Source organism: Burkholderia sp. PU8-34 (assembly GCF_053427725.1).
Map to the genome: position 1 here is coordinate 219,717 of NZ_JBSAXC010000010.1, position 13,120 is coordinate 232,836.

Sequence of the window (13,120 nt, forward strand, 5' to 3'; positions counted from 1 at the left end):
TCTGTCAGATCGGAGTGGCGAGCAGCGTCTGCACGCGCGACGTGTCGTAGATCACGCGCTTCGTCTTGTAGCGCAGGCCGTCCGGCGTGCGCACGATCGTGTCGTAGTACTTGCCGGCCTGGTACACGTTCGATTCGCCGTTGCTGCGCGTCTGCACGACGACGTAGTTGCTTTCGGTATCGATCTCGCCGTCGCGCGCCGCGACGATCGTCAGCCCCGACGTCATGTGCCGGTACGTGTGCTCTTCAAAGATGTTCGCGTGCCGCAGCGACACGACGCGGTCGCGCAGCATCCGCTGGTTCGTGCAGTGGACGATCCCGACCGGCAGTCCGAGGTCGGCGTTTTCCTTCGGAACGATCTCGTACGTGCAGTCCTCGGTGAACATCTCCGGCCACTGTTCGAGCCGGTTGTTGTCGAGGTGGCCGATGTAGCGGTTCTGCAGCATATGGATCTCGAACCACGTCTTCATGTCTTCCGTCATTTCGCGCTCCCGCTTCAATAGCCCATCAGCTTCTGGTAGCCGACCCAGAACTTGCGGATCAGGCTTTCGGTAATGACCGTGTCCTGCTGGTCCGGATTGCCGCGCGACATCTCGATCACCGACGTCGCGTCGGCGTCGCGCACCGTGCCGCGCTGCACGAGCTCGGTCGCTTCGGTGTCTTCCATCGAGATGTAGCCGGCCGGCCCGACGAGGTTCGCCTGCTTGATGCGCAGCGCGCGCAGCTCGGGCGTGTCGTCGGCATAACCGAAGAAGTGGAAGATCAGCTCGAAGTTGTCGGGCCCCTTCGGCAGGATCTGCCGCGCGACCAGCGTGTTGTGGATCTGCTGGATCACGAGCTGCGGGAAGATCGGCTGGATGTGGTTCGTGCAGTCCTCGTCGTATTCCGACACGAGATCGAGGATCGACTCGTCTTCCAGCTGGAAGCCCTCGTCGAACGAGCGGATGTTCTGCTGCTTGTACGCGGCCGACGTATCGTCGCCGGTCTTCGTCACGGTGATGATGCTGTGCAGCCCGTGGTTCGCATCCGGAATCGAGCGCGCCTTCATGCCGACGCGGAAGATGTTGAAGGTCGTATGGAACAGGTGCAGCATGCTCGCGTGGTACGGGTCCTTCACGTTCTCCATGTACAGCTTCCAGTTCGACTTCGAGTACTGGCGCGTGCAGCCGAGGTATTCGATCGGCTTGTGGAAGATCCGGTCGATCCATGGGCGCATCTGCTCACCGAGATAGTCGGGCAGCGGCATCACGTCGTCGCTGAAGGTCGCGAACACGAGGCCGCGATAGCTGTCGACGCGCAGCTTGCGCAGCCCGTGCTGCTTCGGATCGAAATCGGCCGGCATCCCGGTCATCCCCTTCTGGCCGCGCCGGAACGGCACGCCGAGCAGGTTGCCCGTGTTGTCGAAGCTCCACTGGTGATACACGCAGGTATGCGACGTCGCGTTGCCGCGCGACTTGCGGCACACCTGCGCGCCACGGTGCGCGCAGCGGTTCACCCACGCGGCAAGCGAGCCGTCCTCGGCGCGCGTGACGACGACGGGCGTGTCGCCGACGAACGTGCTCTTGAAGTCGCCCGCATTCGGAATTTCGGCTTCCAGCGCAACGAAATTCCACGTCGGGCCGCGGAAGATGCGCTCCTGCTCGCGGTCATAGACATCACGCGAGCTGAACACCTTGTACGGTACGCGCGAGCCGTCGTCGTGAGGAAACGTCACGTCGGACGCGTCGCTGCGCGCCGCGAACAGGACTGGCGATTCTGTCTGCTCCATGTCGGACTCCTTGTCGATCCGGTTGGGATGTTTGATGGAGCCGATTTTTGAAAAGTTAAAATTCGCCGTCTATCCGGAATCTGCAAATGTGGCGGCGCAGTATCCACTTCCGGCAGGTTTCTGCGCTAGGATGGCGGCACACGCGACGCTCGCTCGCGATCCCGCCCCATTCGTCGGATCGAAGCACGCGTCCCAAAAAACCAGACCGATGCCCATGTCCCCAACGTCGTTCGAGCCGCTCGCGCTGCGCGCGCACCGGCTGTTCGAATCCCGCGATCTCGACGAGACGCGCGAGCGGATCTCGCGCGTGATGCAGCCGCACGCGCTGCTGCCTAGCGGCCGCGTGCACGGCGCGTCGCACATGGATTTCGTGCGGATCGGCGGGCTCGGGATCGGCGCGATCGCGTTCGGCGAGCCGATGCGCGTGCAGGTCGACGCGGTCGACGGCTATTACCTGCTGATGTTCTGCCTGTCCGGGCAAGCCGACGTGCGGGCGATGGGGCGGCAAGTCGGTGTCGATGGCCAGACCGGCGTGCTGTGCGCGCCCGGCGAGCGCTTCGATGCGCAGCTTTCCGCCGATTGCGAGCAGTTCGTGCTGCGCATCGATGCGGCCACCGTCGGCGCGCTGACCGGCGATCCGCGCGCGACGCTCGACCCCGTGCTGCGCGTAAGCGACGCGGCGCTCACCGCGTGGCGCCAGCAACTGATGCTCGTCGCGGGCTCGCCGGCCCTGCTCGAACGCGCGAACGCGAATCCGCGCGTCGCGTCGCAACTCGAACACCTGCTGATCGACCTGCTGATCGAAGGGCATCCGCCGTCGGCCGTCCCGCCATCGCGCCACGACCCCGCGCCGGGCTTCGTGCGGCGCGCACAGGAGTTCGTCGCGGCCCACTACGCGCAACCGCTGCAGCTCGCCGACATCGTCGGCGCGGCCGGCGTGCCCGAGCGCACGCTGCGCGATGCGTTCATCCAGTTTCGCGGGATGAGCCCGATGCAGTACCTGCGCCACGCGCGGCTCGAGCATGCGCGTGACCTGCTGCGCGCTGCGGGCAGCGAGCGGCGGATCGCCGACATCGCGCTCGATTGCGGCTTCACGCACCTCGGCCGGTTTGCGATCGCGTATCGGGAGACGTTTGGCGAACTGCCGTCGGAGACGCTCGACGGCAAGCGCTGATGCAGCGTGCGGGGCGAGCTCCCTGCGCGTTTTCGCTCACGGCGGTCACATTCTTCATCACTTTTTTCGCGTGCGCCGGCACATGTGTTTTCGCCTGCGCGTGCACACGTGGCTGCGCTCGCTCGGCGTCTGCGTCTGCGTCTGCGTCTGCGTCTGCGTCTGCAAGCAGGTTCGCCGCGCGGCATCGCGCCGACGTACGGCCCGGGAATCGACCGTTAGTTGCGATATGTGACGCAACAGTAACCGTCAGCCCGCCGGCGCGATCATCTCGCGGGCGATCGCGCAGAACGCCGCCGTCGCGGGGCTTTCGTCATGCAGCCGGCGGCTCATGATGATCGGCGACGTCGCGACCGGCTCCGGCAGGCGGCGGTACACGACACCCCTCACCCGCACGCCCTCGACACTTTCCGGCACCAGCGACACGCCGACCTTCGCGGCGACGAGCCCGAGCGCCGTCTGCAATTCGCGCACCTCGTGCACGGCGGCCGGCGCGAGCCCGCCGTCGCGCAGCGCGGACAACTGCTGGTCGGCAAAACTCGGCCGCGGCGTGCTCGGATAGACGATCAGCGTCTCGTTCGCGACGTCGGCCAGCGTGAGCGGCCGGTCCGGATCGGCGAGCGGATGCCCGACCGGCAGCGCCGCGATCAGCTTTTCCTCGATCAGCGCCTCGCGCACGAGCTGGTCGTCGTCGAACCGCAGGCGGCCGAACCCGACGTCGATGCGCCCGCCTTTCAGCGCGCCGAGCTGCTCGAGCGTGAACATTTCGATCAGCGACAGCTCGACGTCCGGCTGCGCCTCGCGGAACGCGCGGATCACGTCCGGCAGCGCGCCGTACAGCGTCGACGGCACGAAGCCGATCACGATCCGCTCCGACATCTGCGCGAGCCGCCGCGTCAGCGGCCCGAGCTCGTCGGCCTGGTCGACGAGCCGCTTCGCCTGCGCATAGAACACGCGCCCCGCCTCGGTCAGCTTCAGCGGCCGCGCGCCGCGCTCGAACAGCGGCAGGCCGATCTCGTCCTCGATCGCCTGCAGCTGGCGGCTGAGCGGCGGCTGCGTCATGTGCAGGCGCTCGGCCGCCCGCGTGATGTTCATCTCCTCGGCGACGGCCATGAAGTACCGGAGCTGACGCAATTCCATTGCATACCTCGAAAGTATGGAAGTAGTCGGAAAGAGTGTTGGACGCCGCCGGGCGGTTGTTCCTACCATGTGCACCAACAGGAGGAATCGCATGATAGCAACTGCCGCCACCATCGACCGCGTCGAGACCCTGCTTGTCGACGTGCCGACGATCCGCCCCCACAAGTTGTCGGTCGCCACGATGAATTGCCAGACCCTCGTGCTGGTCCGGGTTCGATGCTCGGACGGTATCGAAGGCGTCGGCGAAGGGACGACCATCGGCGGCCTCGCGTACGGCGAGGAAAGCCCGGAAAGCATCAAGGTCAACATCGACACCTACTTCGCGCCGCTCTTGCAAGGGATGGACGCCACCCGCCCGGGCGCCGCGATGGCGCGCGTGCGCAAGCTGTTCCAGGGCAACCGCTTCGCGAAGTGCGCGCTCGAGACCGCGCTGTTCGACGCGCAGGCGCGCCGCCTCGGCGTGCCGCTGTCCGAGCTGTTCGGCGGCCGCACGACCGACGCGGTCGACGTTGCGTGGACACTCGCGAGCGGCGACACGCAGCGCGACATCGCGGAAGCCGAAGCGATGCTCGACGCGCGCCGCCACCGTACATTCAAGCTGAAGATCGGCTCGAACGCGGTGGCCGACGACGTCGCGCATGTGATCGCGATCAAGCGCGCGCTCGGCGAGCGCGGCGACGTGCGGATCGACGTGAACCAGGCGTGGACTGAAACCGACGCGATCTGGGCCGGCCCGCGTCTCGCGGAGGCCGGCGTGAGCCTCGTCGAGCAGCCGATCGCGGCGGCCAACCGCGCGGGCCTGAAGCGCCTCACGCAACTCGCGCAGATTCCGATCATGGCCGACGAAGCGCTGCATGGCCCCGTCGACGCGTTCGCGCTCGCGCAGGACCGTGCGGCCGACGTGTTCGCGGTGAAGATCGCGCAGTCGGGCGGCCTGCTGGGCGCCGCGAGCGTCGCGGCGATCGCGTCGGCGGCCGGCATCGGCCTGTATGGCGGCACGATGCTCGAAGGCGCGGCCGGCACGATGGCGTCGGCGCAGCTGTTCAGCACGTTCGGTTCGCTGCAATGGGGCACCGAGCTGTTCGGGCCGCTGCTGCTGACCGAGGAAATCCTCGTCGAGCCGCTGCGTTACCAGGATTTCAAGCTGCACTTGCCGGCGACGCCCGGCCTCGGCATTACCTTCGACTGGGCCCGCATCGAACGGATGCGACGCGACGCCCGCTGATTCCCCGCACGACACCCGATATTGGAGACACAGATGAACAAGGACGCCATCGACGCGCTGCTGAAGACCTTCGACGATGCCGCTGAAAAGCCCGGCAACCCGCGCGTGCGCGCGATCGTCAACCGGATCGTGAAGGACCTGTGCTACACGATCGAGGATTTCGACGTGCAGCCGAGCGAGTTCTGGACCGCGCTCAACTACCTGAACGAGGCCGGCAAGGAATTCGGCCTGATCGCCGCGGGCCTCGGCTTCGAGCGCTACCTCGACGTACGGATGGACGAAGCTGAAGCAAAGGCCGGCATCCACGGCGGCACGCCGCGCACGATTGAAGGGCCGCTGTACGTGGCGGGCGCACCGGAATCGGTCGGCCATGCGCGCCTCGACGACGGCACCGATCCGGGCCAGACGCTCATCATGCGCGGCCAGGTGCTCGGCGACAACGGCGCACCGCTCGCGAACGCGCTGGTCGAAGTGTGGCACGCGAACCATCTCGGCAACTATTCGTACTTCGATCAATCGCAGCCGGCGTTCAACCTGCGACGCTCGATCCGCACCGACGCCGAAGGCCGCTACAGCTTCCGCAGCGTGCTGCCGGTCGGCTACAGCGTGCCGCCGGGCAGCAAGACCGAGCAGCTGCTCGACCAGCTCGGCCGCCACGGCCATCGTCCCGCGCACATTCACTTCTTCGTTTCCGCGGATGGTTATCGTAAGCTGACGACGCAGATCAACATCGAAGGCGATCCGCACATCTGGGACGACTTCGCGTTCGCGACCCGCGAAGGGCTGATTCCGAAGGTCAAGCAAGCCGAAGGGGCGGAAGGCAAGCCTTACGGCGTCGATGGCCAGTTCGCGCTGATCGATTTTGACTTCACGATGATCAAGGAAAAGGCGAACGTGCCGGACAGCGAAGTCGAACGCGTGCGCGCGCAAGCCTGAGCGGTTGCGCGACGAACCGATAACGCAAGGAGCGAGTGATGCTGTTTCATGTGGAAATGACCGTCCATCTGCCGGCGGATATGGATCCGGTCAAGGCGGCGACGCTGAAGGCCGAAGAGAAGGCAATGTGCCAGCGGCTGATGAACGAAGGGGTCTGGCGACATCTGTGGAGGATCGCGGGGCAGTATGCGAACGTCAGCATTTTTGATGTCGACAGCGTGCAGCAGCTGCATGACACGTTGAGCCAGTTGCCGCTGTTTCCGTATATGAAGCTCGAGGTGCGGGCGCTGTGCCGGCATCCGTCGTCGGTTCGGGAAGATGATCGGTAAGTGAGCAGTGCAAACGTGGTCGCCGCCTGGCGGCCGCGTCTGTTTGCAACGCGGGCGACCTGGGATTCCACTCAGGTCGCCCGCTTCGTTTCGTGATCTGCCATTGCGCGTCGTATCGCGTGCTCGCACGGCCCGCATCGCCGGGCGCACCTCGCCGCCCGGACGCCTGCGTATCGAACGGCGCATCCACAACCGTCATTGATCGGGCCTCAGCGGCCCACCTCCTCCACATGCGCCGCGAACCCCACCCGTTCCGGCGCGATCTCTGCCTTCAACGTCAACGCCGGAATCTCGTATTCGCCGGAGTTCTGCCGCCGGAACGGAATCGGCGAAATCTCCCACAGACTGTCGAGACGCGCGCCGAGCGCATCGCGCGTTGCCGCAAACCGCGCGTCATCCATCTCTCCCGTCCGGTAGATCACGAACGGCGGAAGCACGTCGAAGCCCGGGTAAAACAGCACCCCATGCTGGATCGGAAACAGCACTTCGTCGATCGCGCCGTTGATGCCACGCGGGCTGTAGTGCGATTCCCAGCCGCCCGTCGTGACGAGCACCATCGCGCGCTTGCCTGCGAGCGTGCCTTCGCCGTACCGATTGCCCCAATGTGAATCCGAATGCTCGCCGACCCCATACGCGAAGCCGCACGCATATACGCGCTCGACCCAGCCCTTCATGATCGCCGGCATCGTGAACCACCACAGCGGGAACTGCAGGATCGCCGCATCGGCCCACTTCAGCTTCGCCTGTTCGCGCGCGATGTCGTCGGGTTGCGTGCCTTGCTCGAACGCGCGCTTTGCGTCGTCTGACGGATCGAATCGCTCGCCGGGCGGCTTCGCAGGCCCCCCTCTCCGGCCAGCGTCGCGTGCCACCGCCGCAGGTCACTGTTGCGGATCGTCTTCGCCAGTCGCCCTTACCCGTTACCCTCGCCAATCGCCCCGACCGCTCGCTGACACCCACTGCCAAAAATCTCTATCCAGGACTTGAAACCGTCCGAATCACTGTATATATTTACAGTGCTTTTGGCCATATGACCCGATTTCCGTCATCTTCGACGAACGGACCTTGTGAGGCGACCATGTTCCAGTCATCCGCTTTCGATCCCGAGCAACCCGGCTTCAATCCCGTCCACTTCGAGCGCGCCGCGCAGCGGGCGGTCGTCGACCTGCAGCGTGTGGTCGGCGGGCCTGCCCAGCGTGCGCTCGGCCTGCGCCGGCGCACGCACCCGGCCGCGGTGCGCACGATGAGCTGGCGCGCGCTGCTCGACGTCGAGGAGCTGGCTTTCTCGAATTCGGGGTTTCTGAACCGGAACGATCCTGCGGTGATCGACGCGTTCATCCGGCTGCGCGACAGCCGCCTGCTGGCCGCGGACGTCGAGGAACCAGTGGACTGGCGCCGCGACGACGACGACCTGCCGGCCGTCTATCTGATCGTGAAGGCGATGCTCGAGGCGGAAGCCGCGGAACAGGCCGAGGCCGCCTGAGCATCGGCAGAGTGCGCCATCAGCACTGTGAACGGGTCGGCAGCCGATATTGATCAGGCCCGACGATCGCCCACGCAATGCGAAAACGATCGTTGGGTAGCGACCGCCGCTGCGACGGCTACGTAGCCGTACGGGCCAGCCGCCCTGCCCTCATCGAGAGACGTAGCACGCGCCGATGAGGGCAGGGCCTGCGTACCCGGTGCCGGAGGTTGAGATCAGTGGCAATACGCACTACACGCGTTACAGCCGCGCCGCCAGCCGCGCACCCTGGTCGATCGCACGCTTCGCATCGAGTTCGGCGGCCAGTTCCGCGCCGCCGATCAGGTGCACCGATTGCCCCGCTGCCTGCAGCGGTTCGACGAGCGCGCGCTGCGGCTCCTGGCCCGCACACAGCACGATCGTGTCGACCTCGATCAGCTCCGGATCGGCGCGCTTCTCGCCGTACGACACATGCAGCCCGCGCACATCGATCCGCTCGTAGTTCACGCCGCCGATCATCTTCACCTGCTTCATCTTCAGCGTCGCGCGGTGAATCCAGCCGGTCGTCTTGCCGAGCCCCTTGCCGAGCGGCGCGGCCTTGCGCTGCAGCAGTGTCACCTCGCGGGCCGGCGGCGTCGTCTGCGCACGCGTCACGCCGCCGCGCGTCGCCGCCGGATCGGTCACGCCCCATTCGGCCTTCCATTCGTCGAGATCGAGCGCCGGCGACACACCGTCCTGCACGAGAAACTCCGCGACATCGAAGCCGATCCCGCCCGCGCCAACCACCGCGACCCGCTTGCCGACCGGCCGATTGCCCGCGAGCACGTCGATATAGCTCAGCACGTTCGCGCCGTCTTGCCCTGGAATCTTGGGATCGCGCGGTGACACGCCGGTTGCGAGCACGATTTCGTCATACCCGCCCGCGATCAGGTCGCTTGCATCGACACACCGGTTCAGGTGCAACGACACACCGGTCAACTCGATCTGCCGGCGGAAATAGCGCAGCACCTCATGGAATTCCTCCTTGCCCGGAATTCGCTTCGCCATGTTGAACTGCCCGCCGATATCCGCCGCCGCATCGAACAGGTCGACCCGATGGCCGCGCTGCGCGAGCACCGTCGAACACGCGAGCCCCGCCGGCCCCGCGCCCACCACGGCGATGCTCTTCGGTTTCGCCACCGGCGCATATTTCAGCTCCGTCTCATGGCACGCGCGCGGGTTCAGCAGGCACGACGCGATCCGGTTCTTGAACGCGTGGTCGAGACACGCCTGGTTGCAGCCGATGCACGTGTTGATCTCATCGGCGCGCCCCTGCGCGGCCTTGATCACGAATTCGGCGTCGGCGAGCAGCGGACGGGCCATCGACACCATGTCCGCGCAGCCGTCCGCCAGGATCTGTTCGGCGACTTCCGGCCGGTTGATCCGGTTCGTCGTCACGAGCGGGATGCCGACCTCGCCCTTCATCTTCTTCGTCACCCACGCGAACGCGCCGCGCGGCACCGACGTCGCGATCGTCGGCACGCGCGCCTCGTGCCAGCCGATCCCCGTGTTGATGATCGTCGCGCCCGCGCGCTCCACGGCCTTCGCGAGCTGCACGACTTCGTTCCAGTCGCTGCCGTCCGGAATCAGGTCGAGCATCGACAGCCGGTAGATCAGGATGAAATCGCGGCCGACCGCCTCGCGCGTGCGCTCGACGATTTCGATCGGCAGGCGGATGCGGTTCTCGTAAGCGCCGCCCCACTCGTCGGTGCGCTTGTTGGTGTGCAGCGAGATGAACTGGTTGATCAGGTAGCCCTCGGAGCCCATGATCTCGACGCCGTCGTAGCCGCCTTCGCGCGCGAGCTGAGCGCAGCGGACGAACGCGCGAATCTGCCGCTCGATGCCGCGCGCGGTCAGCTCGTGCGGCGTGAACGGCGAGATCGGCGACTTGATCTTCGACGGCGCAACCGCGAACGGGTGATAGCCGTAGCGGCCCGTGTGCAGGATCTGCAACGCGATCTTGCCGTCTTCGGCGTGCACGGCGTCGGTGATCACGCGATGCCGGCGCGCGGCCGACGACGTCGAAAGCGTGCCGCCGAACGGCTTGGTCCAGCCGGCCACGTTCGGCGCGAAGCCGCCGGTGACCATCAGGCCGACACCGCCGCGCGCGCGTTCGGCGAAATAGTCGGCGAGCCGCGGCAGCGTCTTGCGGCTGTCCTCGAGGCCCGTATGCATCGAGCCCATCAGCACGCGGTTCTTCAGCGTCGTGAAACCGAGATCGAGCGGCGCGAGCAGATGCGGAAACTGTGTCGTCATGATCGTGGGAACTCAAAGCGATAACGTCATCGTAGGACGCGCGCCACCTTGAGCGTGAGGGGGCAAACAGCCATAATGCTTGTCATTTCCGGCCAAAAGAACCGATGACTTCCCCGCTCGCCAAGGACCGCCTCGGGCTGCGCCGGCCGACGATTCCGGTCGCCTATCCGCGCCTGCTGCTGCAGGTGCTCGGCGCGCGCGGCGTCGATCTCGCCGCCGTGCGCGCCGGCACGGGCCTGCGCGACGCAGTGCTGTCCGAACCGGACGCGCGCGTCGCGCCGTCGCAATGGGGCCGGCTCGTGCTGAATGCGATCGAGATTGGCGGCGACGAAGGAATCGGCCTCGCGTTCGGCCTCGAGCTCAAGACGACCGTGCACGGTTTTCTCGGCTACGCGACGCTGACCGCGCGAGACATCCGCGAATCGCTGCAGGTGACGATCCGCTACTTCCGGATGCGCAACCGACAATATCGTCTGACCTATGCGGAGGACGCGCACGGCGCGACGCTCGAGTTGCTTGGCGTGCAGGCGAGCCCCGTGCTGCAGCATCACGTGATGTTCGAGTTCGTGCTGACGGGGCTCGCGCAGAGCATCGCGCAGTTGTCGGGGCGCGCATCGCCGGATATCGCGCTGCAGTTCGCATGGCCGGAACCGGCCTATTTCGCGCGTTATCGCGATCGGATGCCGCCTGTGCGGTTCGGCTGCGCGGCCAATGCGCTGTGGATCGCACGCGACGTGCTCGACTGGCCGCTGCCGCTCGCCGACGAAGTCGCGCACCGGCAGGCGCTCGTGCAGGTCGAGCGAGAATTCGCGCAGGTCAGGCAGGAGGAAGGCGACCTGGTCGAGCGCGTGCGGGCCGAGCTGGCGCGCGCGGCGGGCGGGTATCCGGGGCCGGAGGGGCTCGCGCAGCAACTGCTCGTGTCGACGCGCACGCTGCGGAGGCGGTTGGAGGAAGCTGGCGCGAGCTATCGGCAACTGCTGGACGAAGCGCGCTACCGGGATGCGAAGCAGTTGCTCGCAGCGTCGGATCTCGACCTGAAGACGATTGCCGAACGTTTGCAGTTCACTGATCCGGCAAATTTCACGCGCGCGTTCCGGCGCTGGGCCGGACAGACGCCGAGCGCGTATCGGGACGCGGCTTCGGCGTTGACGGGCTCAGCGGCGGCGCGTGAAGGAAACGGTGACGAAGCCTAACCGCCCCGTCGTTACGGGCGGCCGATCACGCAATCACCCGGCCCGAGCCCCCGCAATCCGCCGCGTCAGAGCTTGCCCGTCACGCTGAACAGCTCGTCACGCAGCGCCTTCGCGCGGCCCTGGCCGAATTGCGTCTCGAACTCTTCCTGCGCGGCCTGCCACGCGCACTTCGCCTGACCGAACACGCGCACGCCCTGTTTTGTCAGATTGAGCGCATGCGCGCGCGCGTCCTGCTCGGACACGCCGGTCGCAACCAGCCCATCGCGCTGCAGCGGCTTCAGCGCGCGCAGCAGCGTCGTGCGATCCATCACCAGCGCGTCGGCGAGATCGCTCATCAGCACGTCGGGCCGGCGCGACAGGATCGCCATGATCGAAAACTGCGCCGGCGTGACGCCGACGGGGCTCAAGTGGCGTTCGTAAATTTGCGTGACGAACCGCGTCGCCTGACGCAGCGCGAAGCAGTTGCAAACACCGGCAATCTGAATGTCATCCATGGCAGGCAATTTATATGTGCATATGCATAAAGTCAACGTATACTTCGCCGTATCGGGTGGCAGTTGAGTCGGCTGCGGCCAAGCAGATCGCCGCCTGCATCCGGGGCCGGATCATCGCGTGCCGGTCGCGACCGCCCCGCTGCCCAGCCCCACCTTCGAGCGCGAGGAGACGCACATGGACTACTTCGACAAGCTGCGGATTTTCCGGTCGGTGGTGGAATATCGCAGCTTCACCCGCGCCGCCGACATCCATGGTCTCGCGCGCCCCGTCGTATCGCGCGCGATCGCCGATCTGGAAATGCGTTTCGGCAGCCGGCTGCTGCACCGGACGACGCGGCAGGTGTCACTGACCGAGACGGCCGAGCGCATCTACGAGCGCTGCGCGGCCGTGCTCGACGAACTCGATGCGCTCGAAGCGGAAGCCGTCACGCATACACGCGAGCCCGACGGCCTGCTGCGGCTCGTCGCGCACACCACTGCCGCGCTGAACCGGCTCGTGCCGCTGATCGCCGGCTTCAAGGCCGCCTACCCGAAGGTCCGTCTCGACGTCACGCTGACCGAGCGCCCGGTCGATCTCGTCGGCGAAGGCTACGACATCGGCATCGTCGTGCCGTACATGCTGACGACCGAATCGACCGTCGTGCGGCTGCTCGAGCGGATTCCGGTCGTGATCGTCGCGACGCCCGAGTATCTGCGCGCGCACGGCCGCCCGGCCACGCCGGCCGAGCTGGCCGACCACCCGTTCGTGCCGCTGTCGCCGTCGCTGCGGCGCCCGGCGCTCGCGTTCCGCGTCGACGGCGACACGCTGACCGTGCCGTACCACTTCGACGTGTCGTCGAACAGCCCGGTGTTCAACCGCGAGATGGTGCTGCGCCATTTCGGGATCGGCGTCGTGCCGCGAGGGCTCGTCGAACCGGAGCTGGCGTCCGGCACGCTGGTTCAACTGCTCGACGACGCCGATCTCGTCGATGCGTTCGTCGAAATCAAACTCGCGTACGCGAACCGCGCGCTGCTGCCGGCGAAGGTCAAGGCGTTCATCGAATATGCGGCAGCCTACGTCGGCCAAGCCGCCGAGGCTGTCGAGGCGGCGGCCGGCTGACATGACTCCCCC

Annotated in this window: 11 protein-coding genes and 2 pseudogenes; 7 read left to right on the forward strand and 6 right to left on the reverse strand. The window is 66.5% G+C overall.

From position 1 onward, the window contains the following. Positions 1–4 precede the first annotated feature (4 nt). On the reverse strand, positions 5–481 hold the full coding sequence (andAd, locus tag ACV22Z_RS23535) for an anthranilate 1,2-dioxygenase small subunit AndAd (RefSeq protein ID WP_448078668.1): 477 nt from the start codon (positions 479–481) through the stop codon (positions 5–7). Positions 482–495: 14 nt separating this feature from the next. After that, the gene (gene andAc / locus ACV22Z_RS23540; protein WP_448078669.1) at positions 496–1,767 is read right to left on the reverse strand and encodes an anthranilate 1,2-dioxygenase large subunit AndAc; all 1,272 of its coding nucleotides are present in this window, start codon (positions 1,765–1,767) and stop codon (positions 496–498) included. 214 nt (positions 1,768–1,981) lie between these two features. Between andAc and andR the strand changes: the two genes are divergently transcribed. Further along, positions 1,982–2,941: an anthranilate 1,2-dioxygenase regulatory protein AndR gene (andR, locus tag ACV22Z_RS23545; protein WP_448078670.1), complete on the forward strand. Its 960-nt coding sequence runs from the start codon at positions 1,982–1,984 to the stop codon at positions 2,939–2,941. 246 nt (positions 2,942–3,187) lie between these two features. Here the strand turns inward: andR and ACV22Z_RS23550 are convergent, their stop codons facing one another. After that, on the reverse strand, positions 3,188–4,078 hold the full coding sequence (locus ACV22Z_RS23550; protein WP_448078671.1) for a LysR family transcriptional regulator: 891 nt from the start codon (positions 4,076–4,078) through the stop codon (positions 3,188–3,190). Positions 4,079–4,169: 91 nt separating this feature from the next. Here ACV22Z_RS23550 and ACV22Z_RS23555 point away from each other — a divergent pair, with 91 nt between their 5' ends. From ACV22Z_RS23555 to catC, 3 genes are read left to right on the forward strand one after another with little or no spacing between them, the layout of a single operon-like run. After that, positions 4,170–5,303, forward strand: a complete 1,134-nt coding sequence (locus tag ACV22Z_RS23555; RefSeq protein WP_448078672.1) for a muconate/chloromuconate family cycloisomerase — start codon at positions 4,170–4,172, stop codon at positions 5,301–5,303. Between the two features lie 33 nt (positions 5,304–5,336). Then, complete coding sequence (gene catA / locus ACV22Z_RS23560) at positions 5,337–6,239, forward strand: catechol 1,2-dioxygenase (protein ID WP_448078673.1); 903 nt, start codon at positions 5,337–5,339, stop codon at positions 6,237–6,239. 38 nt (positions 6,240–6,277) lie between these two features. Beyond that, positions 6,278–6,568, forward strand: a complete 291-nt coding sequence (gene catC / locus ACV22Z_RS23565; RefSeq protein WP_448078674.1) for a muconolactone Delta-isomerase — start codon at positions 6,278–6,280, stop codon at positions 6,566–6,568. A 209-nt stretch (positions 6,569–6,777) separates the two neighbouring features. Here catC and ACV22Z_RS23570 read toward each other — a convergent pair. Continuing rightward, positions 6,778–7,401, reverse strand: a pseudogene (locus ACV22Z_RS23570) (NAD(P)H-dependent oxidoreductase); the annotation flags it as partial. 242 nt (positions 7,402–7,643) lie between these two features. On the opposite strand from ACV22Z_RS23570, the gene ACV22Z_RS23575 reads away from it, so the two are divergent. Beyond that, positions 7,644–8,048 carry a DUF2471 family protein gene (locus ACV22Z_RS23575; protein WP_448078675.1) on the forward strand — a complete coding sequence of 135 codons (405 nt, stop codon included), beginning with the start codon at positions 7,644–7,646 and terminating at the stop codon, positions 8,046–8,048. Positions 8,049–8,288: 240 nt separating this feature from the next. On the opposite strand, the gene ACV22Z_RS23580 is transcribed toward ACV22Z_RS23575, so the two are convergent. Then, positions 8,289–10,322 carry an oxidoreductase gene (locus ACV22Z_RS23580; RefSeq protein ID WP_448078676.1) on the reverse strand — a complete coding sequence of 678 codons (2,034 nt, stop codon included), beginning with the start codon at positions 10,320–10,322 and terminating at the stop codon, positions 8,289–8,291. A 75-nt stretch (positions 10,323–10,397) separates the two neighbouring features. Between ACV22Z_RS23580 and ACV22Z_RS23585 the strand changes: the two are divergent. After that, a pseudogene (locus ACV22Z_RS23585) lies at positions 10,398–11,515 on the forward strand (AraC family transcriptional regulator ligand-binding domain-containing protein). Positions 11,516–11,580: 65 nt separating this feature from the next. On the opposite strand, the gene ACV22Z_RS23590 reads toward ACV22Z_RS23585, so the two are convergent. Beyond that, positions 11,581–12,009 carry a MarR family winged helix-turn-helix transcriptional regulator gene (locus ACV22Z_RS23590; protein ID WP_448078677.1) on the reverse strand — a complete coding sequence of 143 codons (429 nt, stop codon included), beginning with the start codon at positions 12,007–12,009 and terminating at the stop codon, positions 11,581–11,583. Positions 12,010–12,184: 175 nt separating this feature from the next. On the opposite strand from ACV22Z_RS23590, the gene ACV22Z_RS23595 reads away from it, so the two are divergent. Continuing rightward, positions 12,185–13,108, forward strand: coding sequence for a LysR family transcriptional regulator (locus ACV22Z_RS23595; RefSeq protein WP_448078678.1), 924 nt, complete (start codon positions 12,185–12,187; stop codon positions 13,106–13,108). The last annotated feature ends 12 nt before the right edge of the window (positions 13,109–13,120 follow it).